17 protein-coding genes are annotated in these 15,032 nt (G+C 68.6%); 12 read left to right on the forward strand and 5 right to left on the reverse strand.

Going from position 1 to position 15,032, the window contains the following annotated elements:
* Positions 1-144 precede the first annotated feature (144 nt).
* From carB to FHS00_RS06140, 3 genes are all read left to right on the forward strand, one after another.
* Entirely contained in the window at positions 145-3,474 is a 3,330-nt protein-coding gene (gene carB, locus FHS00_RS06130; protein ID WP_183470889.1) for a carbamoyl-phosphate synthase large subunit, read from the forward strand.
* A gap of 63 nt (positions 3,475-3,537) precedes the next feature.
* Positions 3,538-4,122, forward strand: coding sequence for an HPF/RaiA family ribosome-associated protein (locus FHS00_RS06135; RefSeq protein ID WP_183470891.1), 585 nt, complete (start codon positions 3,538-3,540; stop codon positions 4,120-4,122).
* A gap of 101 nt (positions 4,123-4,223) precedes the next feature.
* Positions 4,224-4,808, forward strand: coding sequence for a thymidine kinase (locus tag FHS00_RS06140; RefSeq protein WP_183470893.1), 585 nt, complete (start codon positions 4,224-4,226; stop codon positions 4,806-4,808).
* Between the two features lie 3 nt (positions 4,809-4,811).
* On the opposite strand, the gene FHS00_RS06145 is transcribed toward FHS00_RS06140, so the two are convergent.
* From FHS00_RS06145 to proC, 3 genes are read right to left on the reverse strand one after another with little or no spacing between them, the layout of a single operon-like run.
* Positions 4,812-5,774 (reverse strand): 2-hydroxyacid dehydrogenase, encoded by a 963-nt coding sequence (locus tag FHS00_RS06145; RefSeq protein WP_183470895.1) that lies wholly within the window; start codon positions 5,772-5,774, stop codon positions 4,812-4,814.
* Positions 5,771-6,121 (reverse strand): tRNA-binding protein, encoded by a 351-nt coding sequence (locus tag FHS00_RS06150; protein ID WP_183470897.1) that lies wholly within the window; start codon positions 6,119-6,121, stop codon positions 5,771-5,773. The genes FHS00_RS06145 and FHS00_RS06150 overlap by 4 nt, the downstream gene beginning before the upstream one ends.
* Positions 6,114-6,929, reverse strand: coding sequence for a pyrroline-5-carboxylate reductase (gene proC, locus FHS00_RS06155; RefSeq protein WP_183470899.1), 816 nt, complete (start codon positions 6,927-6,929; stop codon positions 6,114-6,116). Before proC ends, FHS00_RS06150 begins: the two co-directional genes overlap by 8 nt.
* 180 nt (positions 6,930-7,109) lie before the next feature.
* On the opposite strand from proC, the gene FHS00_RS06160 reads away from it, so the two are divergent.
* Positions 7,110-7,400, forward strand: a complete 291-nt coding sequence (locus FHS00_RS06160) for a hypothetical protein (protein WP_183470901.1) — start codon at positions 7,110-7,112, stop codon at positions 7,398-7,400.
* A gap of 15 nt (positions 7,401-7,415) precedes the next feature.
* Here FHS00_RS06160 and irrA read toward each other — a convergent pair whose 3' ends face one another.
* Positions 7,416-7,841 carry an iron response transcriptional regulator IrrA gene (gene irrA, locus FHS00_RS06165; RefSeq protein WP_183470903.1) on the reverse strand — a complete coding sequence of 142 codons (426 nt, stop codon included), beginning with the start codon at positions 7,839-7,841 and terminating at the stop codon, positions 7,416-7,418.
* A 136-nt stretch (positions 7,842-7,977) separates the two neighbouring features.
* Here irrA and fabA point away from each other — a divergent pair, with 136 nt between their 5' ends.
* The 4 genes from fabA (at position 7,978) to FHS00_RS06185 (ending at position 11,039) form a co-directional block, all read left to right on the forward strand.
* Complete coding sequence (gene fabA / locus FHS00_RS06170) at positions 7,978-8,487, forward strand: bifunctional 3-hydroxydecanoyl-ACP dehydratase/trans-2-decenoyl-ACP isomerase (protein WP_183470905.1); 510 nt, start codon at positions 7,978-7,980, stop codon at positions 8,485-8,487.
* 21 nt (positions 8,488-8,508) lie between these two features.
* Positions 8,509-9,738 (forward strand): beta-ketoacyl-ACP synthase I, encoded by a 1,230-nt coding sequence (fabB, locus tag FHS00_RS06175; RefSeq protein WP_183470907.1) that lies wholly within the window; start codon positions 8,509-8,511, stop codon positions 9,736-9,738.
* A gap of 22 nt (positions 9,739-9,760) precedes the next feature.
* Positions 9,761-10,546, forward strand: a complete 786-nt coding sequence (locus tag FHS00_RS06180; RefSeq protein ID WP_183470909.1) for an enoyl-ACP reductase FabI — start codon at positions 9,761-9,763, stop codon at positions 10,544-10,546.
* A 64-nt stretch (positions 10,547-10,610) separates the two neighbouring features.
* Positions 10,611-11,039, forward strand: a complete 429-nt coding sequence (locus FHS00_RS06185; RefSeq protein ID WP_183470911.1) for a VOC family protein — start codon at positions 10,611-10,613, stop codon at positions 11,037-11,039.
* 84 nt (positions 11,040-11,123) lie between these two features.
* Here FHS00_RS06185 and FHS00_RS06190 read toward each other — a convergent pair whose 3' ends face one another.
* Complete coding sequence (locus FHS00_RS06190; RefSeq protein ID WP_183470913.1) at positions 11,124-11,558, reverse strand: FKBP-type peptidyl-prolyl cis-trans isomerase; 435 nt, start codon at positions 11,556-11,558, stop codon at positions 11,124-11,126.
* Positions 11,559-11,735: 177 nt separating this feature from the next.
* Here FHS00_RS06190 and FHS00_RS06195 point away from each other — a divergent pair, with 177 nt between their 5' ends.
* Genes FHS00_RS06195 through pcaD form a run of 4 tightly spaced genes read left to right on the forward strand, consistent with a single transcriptional unit; the run spans position 11,736 to position 15,032 of the window.
* Positions 11,736-12,413, forward strand: coding sequence for a haloacid dehalogenase type II (locus tag FHS00_RS06195; protein ID WP_183470915.1), 678 nt, complete (start codon positions 11,736-11,738; stop codon positions 12,411-12,413).
* Positions 12,413-13,249 (forward strand): alpha/beta fold hydrolase, encoded by an 837-nt coding sequence (locus tag FHS00_RS06200; protein WP_183470917.1) that lies wholly within the window; start codon positions 12,413-12,415, stop codon positions 13,247-13,249. Before FHS00_RS06195 ends, FHS00_RS06200 begins: the two co-directional genes overlap by 1 nt.
* 2 nt (positions 13,250-13,251) lie before the next feature.
* A complete protein-coding gene (locus FHS00_RS06205; protein ID WP_183470919.1) occupies positions 13,252-14,226 on the forward strand; it encodes a threonine ammonia-lyase in 975 nt (324 codons plus the stop codon).
* The gene (gene pcaD, locus FHS00_RS06210; protein ID WP_183470920.1) at positions 14,223-15,032 is read left to right on the forward strand and encodes a 3-oxoadipate enol-lactonase; all 810 of its coding nucleotides are present in this window, start codon (positions 14,223-14,225) and stop codon (positions 15,030-15,032) included. The genes FHS00_RS06205 and pcaD overlap by 4 nt, the downstream gene beginning before the upstream one ends.

A 15,032-nucleotide genomic window follows, 5' to 3' on the forward strand; every position in this document is an offset into this window, starting at 1 on the left:
TCGCGCGGGCCGCGCGCGACAGGGGGCGGACGATTGCTTTCCCTCGGGGGACCATGGGGCCTTGCGTCGAGGCCGCCCATGTCTATAACCGCGACGATTTGCGCGCCCGCCTCCCCCGGGCGCCTTCAAAAGCGCGAGGGTCCCATGCCGAAGAGAACCGATATCAACTCGATCATGATCATCGGCGCGGGGCCGATCGTCATCGGCCAGGCCTGCGAGTTCGACTACTCCGGCGCCCAGGCCTGCAAGGCGCTGCGCGAAGAGGGTTACCGGGTCATCCTGGTCAACTCCAACCCGGCGACGATCATGACCGATCCCGGCCTCGCCGACGCCACCTATATCGAGCCGATCACCCCAGAAGTCGTCGCCAAGATCATCGAGAAGGAGCGCCCCGACGCGCTGCTGCCCACCATGGGCGGTCAGACCGGCCTGAACACCTCGCTCGCCCTCGCCGACATGGGCGTGCTCGAGAAGTTCGGCGTCGAGATGATCGGTGCGCGGCGCGAAGCCATCGAGATGGCCGAGGACCGCAAGCTGTTCCGCGAGGCGATGGACCGGATCGGGCTGGAAAACCCCAAGGCAACCATCGTCACCGCGCCGAAGCTGCCCAACGGCAAGCGCGACCTCAACGCCGGCGTCAGCAGCGCCATCGAGGCGCTGGAGGAGATCGGCCTGCCGGCGATCATCCGCCCCGCCTTCACCCTCGGCGGCACCGGGGGCGGCGTGGCCTATAACCGCGCCGAGTACGAGCATTACTGCCGCACCGGCATGGACGCTTCGCCGGTGGGCCAGATCCTCGTCGACGAGAGCCTGCTGGGCTGGAAGGAATACGAGATGGAAGTCGTGCGCGACCGCGCCGACAACGCCATCATCGTCTGCTCGATCGAGAACGTCGACCCGATGGGCGTGCATACCGGCGATTCGATCACCGTCGCGCCGGCGCTCACCCTGACCGACCGCGAGTACCAGCACATGCGCAACGGCTCGATCGCCGTGCTGCGCGAGATCGGCGTCGAAACCGGCGGCTCGAACGTGCAATGGGCGGTGAACCCTGCCGATGGCCGCATGGTCGTGATCGAGATGAACCCGCGCGTCTCGCGCTCCTCGGCGCTGGCCTCCAAGGCCACCGGCTTCCCGATCGCCAAGATCGCGGCCAAGCTCGCCGTGGGCTACACGCTCGACGAGCTCGACAACGACATCACCAAGGTGACCCCGGCGAGCTTCGAGCCGACCATCGACTACGTCGTCACCAAGATCCCGCGCTTCGCCTTCGAGAAGTTCCCCGGCTCCGAGCCGCATCTGACCACCGCGATGAAGTCGGTGGGCGAGGCCATGGCGATCGGCCGGACCTTCCACGAATCGATGCAGAAGGCGCTGGCCTCGATGGAGACCGGGCTGACCGGCTTCGACGAGATCGAGATCGCCGGCGCGCCTGACAAGGCGGCGATCACCAAGGCGCTGTCCAAGACCACCCCTGACCGGATCCGGGTCATCGCCCAGGCGATGCGCGAGGGGCTGTCGAACGACGAGATCCAGGCCGTGACCAAGTTCGACCCGTGGTTCCTGGCGCGCATCCGCGAGATCGTCGAGACCGAGAACGAGATCCGCAAGGACGGCCTGCCCACCACCGAGGAAGGCCTGCGTCACCTCAAGATGATGGGCTTCACCGATGCCCGCCTCGCCGCGCTCACCGGGCGCGACGAGGACAATGTCCGCCGCGCCCGCCGCAATCTCGGCGTCACCGCGGTGTTCAAGCGGATCGATACCTGCGCGGCCGAGTTCGAGGCCCAGACGCCCTACATGTACTCGACCTACGAATCCCCCGTCATGGGCGAGGTCGAGGACGAGGCGCGCCCCTCGGATCGCAAGAAGGTGGTGATCCTCGGCGGCGGCCCGAACCGGATCGGCCAGGGCATCGAGTTCGACTATTGCTGCTGTCACGCCTGCTTCGCGCTGTCGGATGCGGGCTACGAAACCATCATGGTCAACTGCAACCCCGAGACCGTCTCCACCGATTACGACACCTCGGACCGGCTCTACTTCGAGCCGCTCACCTTCGAGCACGTGATGGAGATCCTGCGGGTCGAGCAGGAAAAGGGCACGCTGCACGGCGTGATCGTGCAGTTCGGCGGCCAGACCCCGCTCAAGCTCGCCAACGCGCTGCATGACGAGGGCATCCCGATCCTCGGCACCACCCCCGACGCGATCGACCTCGCCGAGGACCGCGAGCGGTTCCAGGACCTGGTGAACCGTCTGGGCCTCAAGCAGCCGGTCAACGGCATCGCCTCGACCGACCAGCAGGCCATCGACATCGCCGACAGCATCGGCTTCCCGCTGGTGATCCGTCCCTCCTACGTGCTGGGCGGCCGTGCCATGGAGATCGTCCGCGACATGGACCATCTCAAGCGCTACATCCGCAACGCCGTCGTCGTCTCGGGCGACAGCCCGGTGCTGCTCGACAGCTACCTGTCGGGCGCGACCGAGGTGGACGTCGATGCGCTCTGCGACGGCGAACAGGTCCACGTCGCCGGCATCATGCAGCACATCGAAGAGGCCGGCGTGCATTCGGGCGACAGCGCCTGCTGCCTGCCGCCGCATTCGCTGAGCGAGGAGATCCAGGCCGAGATCCGGCGCCAGACCGAAGCGCTGGCCAAGGCGCTGGGCGTGGTCGGCCTGATGAACGTGCAGTTCGCGGTCAAGGATGACGAGGTTTACCTGATCGAGGTCAACCCGCGCGCCTCGCGCACCGTGCCCTTCGTCGCCAAGGCGACCGACAGCGCCATCGCCTCGATCGCCGCGCGGCTCATGGCAGGCGAGAAGCTCTCCGCCTTCCCGTTCCGCCCGGCCTACGAGAATGTCGATTACGACAGCGACCTGCCCTATGCCGACCCGATGACGCTGGCCGACCCGAACATGCCGTGGTTCTCGGTCAAGGAGGCGGTGCTGCCCTTCGCCCGCTTCCCGGGCGTCGACACCATCCTCGGGCCGGAGATGCGCTCCACCGGCGAGGTGATGGGCTGGGACCGCAGCTTCGCGCTGGCCTTTCTCAAGGCGCAGATGGGCGCGGGCACGGATCTTCCGCGCGAGGGGCGCGTCTTCCTGTCGATCCGCGACGCCGACAAGACCCCGGCCATGGCCGAGGCGGCGCGCACGGTGATCGGCCTCGGCCTGACCATCCTCGCCACCCGCGGCACGCTGGCCTGGCTCAAGGAGAACGGGATCGAGGCGGAGCTGGTGAACAAGCTCTACGAGGGCGGGCTCACCATCGTCGACCGGCTCAAGGACGGCCATGTCGCGCTGGTGATGAACACCACCGAGGGCGCGCAGGCGATCGAGGACAGCCGCGACATCCGCTCGGCGGCGCTGCATGCCAAGATCCCCTACTTCACCACCGCCGCCGCCGCGCAGGCGGCCGCGCAGGCCATGCAGGCCCGCGCCGAGGGCGAGGTCGGCGTGCGGTCGCTGCAGGCCTGACGTCAACCGGAACGGCCCACTGGTCCATGCGTTTCTCCCGCACCAAGCAGAAGGGAGAGACGCATGGACACCCCCCTCGAGATCGCCTTCCACAACATGGACAGCTCTGACGGGCTCGAAGCCCGGATCCGCGAGCGCGCGGCCAAGCTGGAGCGTTTTCACAACCACATCACCAGCTGCCACGTCGTGGTCGAAGTGCCCAACCGCAGTCAGGCGGGCGCCAAGGGCTATCACGTGCGCGTCGAATGCCGCGTGCCGGGCAAGGAGCTGGTGGTCAGCCACGACCCGGGCAAGGGCGACAAGCACGACCCCTATCTCGCGGTGCGAGACGCCTTCTACGCGATGGAGCGTCAGCTCGAACACGCGGCCCAGAAGGTGCAGGGCGAGGTGAAGTCTCATGAGGGCCCGCCGCAGGGCCGGGTGCGTCAGCTCTTTACCGAATACGGCTTCATCGAGACGCTCGATGGTCGCGACATCTGGTTCCACAAGGCGAGCGTCGCCGAGGACGGCTTTGAGAAGCTCGAGGAGAACACGCCGGTGGAGCTGTCGATCGTCGATGACGGCCCCAACGGCATGGGTCCGCAGGCGACGAGCGTGCGGCCGATCGGCCGGATGCAGCTGCAGGGCGACGTGCCCTCCAACATCTGAGCCACGATCTTCGCAGCGGATCGGCGAAACTTCCCGAAAAGCGGATTTGTCGCCGGGCGGCGCGTTGTCAGGACGCGCCGCCCTTTGTATGTGACCGGCCCATGGCCAAGCTCTATTTCAACTACTCGACCATGAACGCCGGCAAGTCGACGGTGCTGCTACAGGCAGCGCACAACTATGCCGAGCGGGGGATGCAGACCTACCTGCTCACCGCGCGCTTCGACAACCGCTCCGGCGAGGGCTTCATCAAGAGCCGGATCGGCATCGGGTCGAAGGCCGATACCTTCGACGCGGGCGACGACCTGTTCGAGAAGATCCGCACCCGGCTCGAGAGCCCCTGCGCCTGCGTCTTCGTCGACGAGGCCCAGTTCCTGTCGCCCGAGCAGGTCTGGCAGATCGCCCGCGCGGTGGACGATCTGGGCGTGCCGGTGATGTGCTATGGGCTGAGGGTGGATTTCCTCGGCCACCTCTTTCCCGGCTCGGCGACATTGCTGGCGCTGGCCGACGAGATGCGCGAGGTGCGCACGATCTGCCATTGCGGGCGCAAGGCGACGATGGTGGTGCGCAAGGATGCCGAGGGTCGCGTGGCGATGGCGGGCGACCAGGTCGAGATCGGCGGCAACGACCGCTACGTCTCGCTCTGCCGGCGGCACTTCCGCGAGGCGATCGGCGACCGCCCCGCGTAAGGCTCAGTTGACCAGGTTGGGCGGCGTTTCGCCCTTGGCCCAGGCGCAGGCATTGTCGAGCGCCATCCGCCCCATCGCCTCGCGCACCTCGAGCGCCGCGGTGCCCAGATGCGGCAGCAGCACGGCGTTGTGGAGCTGGCGGAGCCGCTCGGGGACCTGCGGCTCGTTCTCGTAGACGTCGAGCCCGGCGCCGCCGATCCGGCCCGCCTCCAGCGCCTCGATGAGCGCGGTCTCGTCGACCACGTCGCCGCGCGCGATGTTGATGAAGATCGCCTCCGGCTTCATCGCCGCGATCATCTCGCGGCTGATCAGATGCCGCGTCTCGGGCGTCGCAGGCACGGTGACGACGATGAAGTCGGCGGAGGACATCAGCTCCTCGAGGTCGCCCACCTGCATCACCGGCAGCGGCACCGCCTTGGGCGAGCGGTTGTGGTAGAGCACCTGCATCTCGAAGCCCAGCGCGCAGCGCCGCGCCACCGCCTGACCGATCCGCCCCATGCCGACGATCCCCACCGTCTTGCCGGTGACGTGGCGGCCGAGCATCTGGGTCGGCGCCCAGCCGCTCCACTCGCCCCGACGCACCAGCCGCTCGCCCTCGCCCGCGCGCCGCGCGGCGGCCAGCAGCAGCGTCATGCCGATATCGGCGGTGGCGTCGGTCACCGTGTCGGGGGTGTTCGACACCGCGACACCAGCGGCGCGCGCCGCGGTCGCGTCGATATGGTTGTAGCCCACGCCGAAATTGGCGAGCACGCCGCAACGGATCTCTCCCGCCTGCGCGAAGGCCTCGGCGGTGAAGCGGTCGCCCAGCGTGCACAGGATCGCGTCATACGCCCCGAGCGCTTCGGCCGCCTCGGCCTCGGTCAGCCCGCGATCGGCATCCCGGAAGGTGACGTCGAATTGCTGCGCGCAGGCGTCGAGCACGGATTGCGGCAGCGGCCGCGTGACGAGCATGGTCTTCTTGGTCATGACAGCCGCCCTCCAAGCGGCACGGGCTGGTCGGGGCCGATCAGCACGATCGCGCCCTCGGCATCGGGCAGGCCGAGCACCAGCACCTCGGATTGAAACTTGCCGATCTGGCGGGGCGGAAAGTTCACCACAGCCAGCACCTGCCGGCCCAGAAGCGCGTCGGGCGCGTAATGTTCGGTGATCTGCGCCGAGGAACGCTTCTCACCGATCCCGGGGCCGAAATCGATCCAGAGCTTGATCGCGGGCTTGCGCGCCTCCGGATAGGGTTCCGCGCGGATGACCCGCCCCGCGCGGATGTCCACCTTGGCGAAATCGTCGAAGACGATTTCCGGCGCGACCTCAGCCATTCGCCAGCTCGCGCGAGCGGTCGGCGGCGGCCTTGAGCGCGCGGCTCAGCAGCACCGGGAAGCCGTCCTTTTCGTTCATCAGCACGTCGAGCGCGGCTTGGGTCGTGCCGTTGGGCGAGGTGACGTTCTCGCGCAGCTTGCCGGGATGCTCGTCCGAACGCTCGGCCAGCGCGCCGGCACCGCCCACCGTCGCCTTGGCGAGCTGGAGCGCCAGTTCGGGGCTGAGCCCCTGCTCCTCGCCGGCCTTGGCCATGGTCTCGATCAGGTGGAACACATAGGCCGGGCCGGAGCCGGACACGGCGGTGACGCCGTCCATCTGGTCCTCGCGCTCGAGCCGGACCACCTGCCCCACCGCCTTCAGCAGCGCCTCTGCGAGGTCGAGCTGGTCGGGCGTGGTATGGGCGTTGCCGATGATCGCGGTGATCCCGCGGCCGATAGCCGAAGGCGTGTTGGGCATGGCGCGCACGATCGGGGTCTTCTCGCCCAGCGACTGCTCGAAGGTGGCGATCGGCGTGCCGGCCGCGACCGAGACGAAGAGCGTCGTGCCGTTGCCCTTGGCCTGCATCGAGGGCAGCGCATCGCCCATCATCTGCGGCTTGACCGCGACCAGCACGATCGCCGGATCCTCGGGCAGTTCCTCGTTGAGCCGGACGCCCAGCCCCTGCAGCCAGTCGGAGGGCTTGGGATCGAGCACGGTCACCGAGGACTTCGGCAGCCCGCCCTCGAGCCAGCCCGCCAGCATCGCCGAGCCCATCTTGCCGCAGCCCAGGAGCACGAGGCCCCGGCGCGCAACGTCATCCATCTGCATGGCGCAACCTCCTTTTTGAATTTCGCGCGAGGCTAGGCGCGCAGGCGGCAAGCTGCAAGCAGATGGCCCGTGGCCCCTTCCCGTCGCCCGGAACGACAGACCCGCACCCCGCGCCGTGCTATGCTGTCACAGGTGCCCAGCGGCGCCGCATTTTTTCATGCAGTATTAGGAGGAGTCGTCATGCACGCGATGATACGATCCTATTCCGGCGCCGGCGCGACGGAGCTCTTTGACCTTCTGAGCGAGCGAAAGGCCGAGGTCGAGGAGATCCTGCGCGACGTGCCGGGCCTCGTCTCCTACGCGCTCATGCGCACCTCCGATGGCGGCGCTACCATCACGATCTGCCAGGACAGCTCGGGCACGGAGGAAAGCCTGAAGCGGGCGAAGGCATGGCTGCAGGAGAACGCCGCGCATCTCGGCACCCCGCCGCAGGTCCAGGAAGGCCCGGTGGAGTTGCAGTTCAGCGTCTGACCGGCCCAAGCCGCTTCAGCGGCGGCGCAGCCGGATCACCACGTCGACCTTGGCGATTTCCGCACCCTCAGGGGCGGAGGGCAGCCGCGCGATCTCGAGCTGTTCGGCCGGCGCGTCCGAGAGCCGCGCCTCCTCTTCCCAGTAGAAATGCGGGTGGTCGGTCATGTCGGTGTCGAAATAGCTCTTGGAGCCGTCGACGGTGATCTCGCGCATCAGGCCAGCGGCGCAGAACGCGGCCAGCGTGTTGTAGACCGTGGCCAGCGACACCTTGTGCCCGGCCGCCGCCGCCGCCTCGAACAGGCTCTCGGCGGTGACGTGACGGTCCTGCCCGTCGCCGACCAGAAGCGCGGCGAGCGCCAGCCGCTGCCGCGTCGGGCGCAGGCCGGCCGTGGCCAGCCAATCGGCGCCGCGGCGGGCGGAGGAAAGGGATGCTTGCGTCATGACGCAACAGATATGCCCTTCCGCGCGCCCGATTTCAATCTCGGACAGCATGTCGGCGACCCGCGCCGCCCTTGCCCTGCCGCGCAGGCCGGTGCTAGAGGCATGGATCAGACACATCGCAAGACCATGGGGCCACATGTCAGATTATCCGACCCAGTTCGACAAGGAAGCACTGCTCAAGTGCTCGCGCGGCGAGCTGTTCGGCCCGGGCAACGCGCAGCTTCCGGCGCCGCCGATGCTGATGATGGACCGCATCACTGATATCTCCGGGGATGGCGGCGAGCATGGCAAGGGTCATGTCGTGGCCGAATTCGACATCACCCCCGACCTGTGGTTCTTCGAATGCCACTTCCCGGGCAACCCGATCATGCCCGGCTGCCTCGGCCTCGACGGGCTGTGGCAGCTCACCGGCTTCAACCTGGGCTGGCGCGGCTGGAAAGGCCGCGGCTACGCGCTCGGCGTCGGCGAGGTGAAGCTCACCGGCATGGTGCGCCCGGACCGCAAGAAGCTTACCTATTACGTGGATTTCACCAAGGCGGTGCAGACTCGCCGGCTGACCATGGGCGTCGCCGATGGCCGGGTCGAGGCCGACGGTGAAACCATCTATCTCGTCAAGGACATGAAGGTCGCTCTCTCCGAGAGCTGAACCGTCAAGGAAGGAGGCGCCATGCGTCGCGTCGTCGTCACCGGCCTCGGGGTCGTCTCGCCCATCGGCAACTCGGCCGAGGAAGTGGATGCCGCGCTGCGCGCCGGCCGCTCGGGCATCGAGTTCTCCGAGGAAATGGCCGAATACGGCTTCCGCAGCCGTGTCGCTGGCACGCTCAAGATCGACCTCAAGGAGGAGATCGACAAGCGGACCCTGCGCTTCATGGGTCCGGGTGCGGGCTATGCCTATCTCTCGATGCGCCAGGCCATCGCCGATGCCGGGCTCGATGAGAGCGAAATCTCGAACGAGCGCACCGGCCTGATCGCGGGCTCTGGCGGCCCGTCGACCTCGAACCTCTTTGCCGCGCACCAGACCGTGCTCAAGACCGGCAGCCCCAAGCGCATCGGGCCGCTGATGGTGCCGCGCGGCATGTCCTCGACGGTCTCGGCGAACCTCGCCACAGCCTATGCGATCAAGGGCATCAACTACTCGATCACCTCCGCCTGCTCGACCTCGCTGCACTGCATCGGCGCTGCCGCCGAGCAGATCGCGATGGGCAAGCAGGAAGTGATGTTCGCCGGCGGCGGCGAAGAGCTCGATTGGACGCTGAGCTGCCTGTTCGACGCGATGGGCGCGATGTCGTCGAAGTTCAACGACACCCCGACCAAGGCCTCGCGCGCGTTCGACCGCGACCGCGACGGCTTTGTCATCGCCGGTGGCGGCGGCATGGTGGTGCTCGAGGAGCTCGAGCATGCCCGCGCGCGCGGTGCCAAGATCTATGCCGAGGTCACCGGCTTCGCCGCGACCTCCGACGGTCACGACATGGTCGCCCCGTCGGGCGAAGGCGGCGAGCGGGCGATGCGGCTGGCGCTCTCCACCCTGCCCGAGGGCCGCAAGGTCGGCTACATCAACGCGCACGGCACCTCGACCCCAGTCGGCGATGTGGGTGAAGTCGAGGCCGTGCGCCGCGTCTTCGGCGAGGGCAACACGCCCCCCATCTCCTCGACCAAGTCGATGACCGGCCACAGCCAGGGTGCGACCGGCGCGCAGGAGGCGATCTACTGCCTCCTGATGCTCAAGGGCGACTACATCGCGCCGTCGATCAACGTCGAGAACCTCGCCGAGGGGATCAACGAGGGCGAGATCGCGACCCAGCTGCGCGAGAATGCCGGGCTCGACACGGTGATGACCAACAGCTTCGGGTTCGGCGGCACCAACGGCTCGATGCTGCTGTCCCGCTACGACGACTGACGATAGAGCGGGAGAGACGCAGATGATGTCGATGGTGGGCAAGCGCGGCCTGGTCATGGGGGTCGCGAACGACCGCTCGATCGCATGGGGCATCGCCCAGGCGCTGCACGGCGCCGGTGCCGAACTGGCGTTCTCCTATCAGGGCGAGACCTTCGGGCGGCGCGTCGCGCCGCTCGTCGCCCAGCTCGGTTCGGATTTCCTGCTCGATGTGGACGTCACCGACGACGCCTCGCTCGACGCGGCCTTCGCGAAGATCGAGGAGCGCTGGGGCCGGCTGGATTTCGTGATCCACGCAATCGCCTATTCCAACAAGGACGAGCTGGCCGGGCGCTTCATCAACACCTCGCGCGAGAACTTCCGCAACTCGCTCACCATCTCCTGCTACTCGCTGATCGATATCGCGCGCCGCGCGCATCCGCTGATGAGCGCGGGTGGCTCGATCGTCACCCTGACCTATCAGGGCTCGAACAAGGTGACACCGTTCTACAACGTGATGGGCGTGGCCAAGGCGGCGCTGGAATCCTCGGTGCGCTACCTCGCCAACGATCTCGGCCCCGAGGGCATCCGCGTCAACGCGGTGTCGCCCGGCCCGATGAAGACCCTAGCGGGGGCGGCCATCGGCGGCGCGCGCAAGACCTTCAAGCACACCGACGCCAACGCGCCGCTGCGCTCCAACGCGACGCTTGAGGCGGTGGGCGGCACCGCGCTCTACCTCTGTTCCGACGCGGCGGCCTGCACGACGGGCGAGATCGTCCATGTCGATGGCGGCTACCACGTGCTGGGTATGCCCCAGAGCGAGAACCTCTGAACGCTTGCGCGATGGCGCGACCGGTATAGGCTCGCGGCAGGTCACCCCTGTCGCGAGCCTTTCCATGCCACAGATCGTCTACATCAACCTGCCGGTCGAAAGCGGCGCCAGGTCGCGTGCCTTCTACGAGGCGCTGGGCTTCTCGGTCGTGCCGCAATTCACCAATGACCGCTCCATCTGCATCCGCGTCTCGGACGTGATCTACCTGATGCTGCTGGAGCGCGAGGTCTTCGCGGGCTTCGCCCCCGGCCCGGTCGCCGATCCCGCCACGCAGACCGGCGTTCTGGTGGCGCTGTCGCGCGACAGCCGCGAGGCGGTGGACGCCATCGTCGAAGCGGCGGTAGCGCATGGCGGCAGCGATACCGGCAAGAAGCAAGAGTTCGGCGACTTCATGTATGGCCGGACCTTCCGCGACCCGGACGGCAACGTGTTCGAGCCGGGCTGGATGGACATGGAGAAGATGCAGGCCGCGATGGCCGCCCAGAAGGGCTGAGCCCCCCGCAATACCTGGAACCGCATATGAAAAGGCCCCGGCGACGCGCGTCACCGGGGCCCTTCATCGTTCAGATGGCCTGGATCAGGCCGGGTCGACGCCCACGAGCTCGACCTTGAAGGTCAGGTCCTGGCCCGCCAGCGGGTGGTTCGCGTCGAGCGTGACCTGCTCTTCGTTGGCCTCGATCACGGTGACCGGCACCACCTGGCCCTGCGGGGTCTGCATCTGCAGCCGGGTGCCGGGCTCGGTCGGGATATCGTCCGGGATCGAGTTGCGCGGCACGGCCTGGCGGGCATTCGGGTCGGGCTGGCCATAGGCGTTCTCGCAGGCCACTTCGACGGTCTTGGTCTCGCCGACTTCCATGCCGGGCATGGCGCTGTCGAGACCGGGAATGATCTGGCCCGAGCCCACCTGGAACTCGAGCGGCTCGCGGCCCTCGCTGGAATCGAAGGTCTGGCCGTCGTTCAGAGTGCCGGTGTAATGGATGCGCACGGTGTCGCCCTGCTTGACTTGCGTCATGAGCCTCTCCTGTTTTCGGTCTGTCGGGGTGAATGTCTGGAGGCCGCCTGCTCGCGGGTGCTCCTCGTCGGTCCCCATCAAGGTAGGAAGTCCGCGCGCGGTTCGCAACCCGATCGCCCCCAGAGGTCTTTCTTCCGGAGGCGGGGCATGTCAGCCTCGCGACCATAGGGGGAACGCATGACCATCAGTACAATCGTCTTCGACGCCTACGGCACGCTTTTCGACGTCAACGGCGCGGCGCGCATCGCGAGCGCCGAGCCCGGCGGCGAGATGCTGGCGCGCTGCTGGGAGCAGCTCGCGCAGGATTGGCGCCTCAAGCAGCTCGAATACACCTGGCTGCGCGCGATCACCGGCAACCATGTCGATTTCGGCCATGTCACGGCCGATGCCCTGACCTGGAGCATGGAGAAATCCGGCATCGAGAGCCCCGAGCTGCGCGCTCGGCTGCTCGCGCTCTACGACACGCTGCCCGCCTATCCGGAGGTGCGCGAGGTGCTGGCCGATCTCAAGGCCAAGGGGCGCAACGTCGCGATCCTGTCGAACGGCACGCCCGAAATGCTGGAGCGCGCGGTGGACTCGGCCGGGATCGGTGACAGTCTCGATGCCGTGCTTTCGGTCGAGGAAGTCGGCGTGTTCAAGCCGGATGCCCGGGTCTACGACCTCGTGCAGAAGCGCTTCGGCGGCACCAAGGACGAGGTGCTCTTCGTCACCTCGAACTTCTGGGACGTGGCCGGGGCGACGGGCTACGGCTTCATCACCGCATGGGTGAACCGGACCGAGCAGCCGCGCGACCGGCTCTGGTCGCGCCCGACCCATGTGCTGCCCGACCTCACCCATATCGCGAACCTCGCCTGATGCCGCGGCACGAGGCCGAGGACGGGGTCGGGCTGCACTACCTCGACGAGGGCACAGGGCTGCCGGTGCTGTGCCTGCCCGGCCTCACCCGCAACGCCGCCGATTTCGACCATGTCGCGCCGCATCTGGAGGATGTCCGGCTGATCCGTCCCGACTATCGCGGGCGCGGCAGGTCGGATTGGGCCGACCCTGCGACCTACACGGTCGCGCAGGAAGCGCGCGACATCCTCGCCCTGATGGATCATCTGGGGCTGGAGCGCGCGGCGATCCTTGGCACCTCGCGCGGCGGGCTGATCGCGATGGTGCTGGCCGCGACGGCCCGGCCACGGGTGATCGGCGTGGCGCTCAACGATATCGGGCCGGAGATCGCCCCCGCCGGGCTGAAAATCATCGAAGGATATCTCGGCCGCCGTCCGGCACAGCGCACATGGGAGGAGGCCGCGCGTTTCCGTGCCAGCGCCTGGACCGGCTTCGAGGGCGTCCCGCACGCGCGTTGGCTGGCCGAGGTCAGGGGCCAGTACGAGGAAACGCCCGACGGGCTAGAGCTGCGCTACGACCCGCGCCTGCGCGACACGGTGCTGGGCGGCGCGGTGCAGCCGGCGCCGGATCTCTGGCCGCTGTTCGACGCGCTGGAGGGGCTGCCGCTGGCGCTGATCCGGGGCGCGAACTCGGATCTCCTGACGGCGGCCACCGCGGACGAGATGCAGCGCCGCAATCCCGCGATGATCTTTGCCGAGGTGCCGGGACGCGGCCATGTCCCCTTCCTTGACGAGCCGGCGGCGCGCGCGGCATTGAACGACTGGCTGGCGCGCTGCCGGTCGGTCTGGGGAGAGTGAAGTTGAGCGATATCGAGATGATCCGCGCCGCGCGCGCGCGCATCGCAGGCAATCTGCGGCGCACGCCGCTCCTGTCGGCGCCCGCCCTCGACGCGATCGCCGGGCGGCGCGTGCTGCTCAAGGCCGAATGCCTGCAGGTGACTGGATCGTTCAAGGCGCGCGGCGGCTGGTCGGCGGTCTCGGCGATCGCGCCCGAGGTCCGCGCGCGCGGCGTCATCGCCTTCTCGTCCGGCAACCATGCGCAGGGCGTGGCCCATGCGGCGCGAGAGCATGGCGTCCCGGCGGTGATCCTGATGCCGCAGGACGCGCCGAAGGCCAAGATCGACGGCACGCGGGCGCTGGGCGCCGAGGTGGTGCTGTTCGACCGCGAGCGCGACGACCGCGATGCCATGGGCGCGGCGCTGGCCGAGGAGCGCGGGTTGACGCTGATCAAGCCCTTCGACGACGCGCTCGTCGTCGCAGGACAGGGCACGCTGGGGCTGGAGCTGGCGGAACAGGCGAACGAGCACGGCGTGACCAGCGCCGAGGTGCTGGTCTGCTGCGGTGGCGGCGGGCTGAGCTCCGGCGTGGCGCTGGCGCTCGAAGCCGAGGCGCCGGGCCTGCGGGTGCGGACCTGCGAGCCCGAGGGCTTCGACGACGTGGCGCGCAGCCTCGCAGCGGGCGAGATCCGCCGCAACGACCGCCTGTCGGGCTCGATCTGCGACGCCATCGTGACGCCGCAGCCGGGCAACCTCACCTTTCCGATCCTCCGGCGGCTGTGCGGTCCGGGCCTCGCGGTGAGCGAGGACGAGGTGCTGCGCGCCATGGCGCTGGCCTTCCGCCACCTGCGGGTGGTGATCGAGCCGGGCGGCGCGGTCTCGCTCGCCGCAGCCCTGTTCCGCCCCGAGGCGCTGACGGGCGAGACGGCGATCGCCGTCGCCACGGGCGGCAACGTCGATGCCGCGCTCTACGCCCGCGCGCTGAGCACGCTGGAATGATCGTCACCGCCCGCGACGGCTGCCGCCTCGCCACCCGCATCGAGGGTCCCGAGGGCGCGCCCGCTCTGGTGCTGGCGCACGGGCTCGGCATGGACATGACGCTGTGGGACGCGGTGATGCCATTGCTGCCCGGTGACATCCGGGTGCTGCGCTACGACCTGCGCGGCCACGGCAATTCCGACGCGCCTGCCGCGCCCTACTCGATGGGGCAGATGATCTCGGACGCCGAGGCGGTGATCGAGGCGCATGACCTCACCGACACGGTCTTTGCTGGCCTGTCGCTCGGCGGCATGGTGGCGCAGGGGCTGGCGATCAAGCGGCTCGACCTGGTGCGGGGGCTGGTGCTGGCGAACACGGCGGCCAAGATCGGCACGCCCAAGCTGTGGGAGGAGCGGATCGCCGCGATCCGCCGCGCCGGTATCGCCGCGCAGGCCGATGCCGTGCTTGACCGCTGGCTGGGTCGCGACGCGCGGCACGGCCCGGTGGCCGCACGGGCGCGAAGAGTGCTGACCGGCACCTCGGTCGAGGGCTATGTCGGCGGATGCGCCGCCGTGTCCGGCACCGATTTCTGGACGCCGACATCGGGGCTGCGGCTGCCCGCCCTAGGCCTCGCCGGGGCCGAGGACCGCTCGACGCCGCCCGACCTGATGCGCGAGACGGTCGCCCTCATCCCCGGCGCACGTTTCGAGATCCTGCGGCGGGCGGGGCATCTCGCCCCGGCCGAACGCCCCGATGAGTGGGCCGCGCAGGTGACGTCGTTTCTGCGCGCCATCGGTCATGCGGGCGCGGCCGGGGCCGCGCCCTGA

Origin of the sequence: Limimaricola variabilis, assembly GCF_014195545.1 — a bacterium.
GTDB lineage: Bacteria > Pseudomonadota > Alphaproteobacteria > Rhodobacterales > Rhodobacteraceae > Limimaricola > Limimaricola variabilis.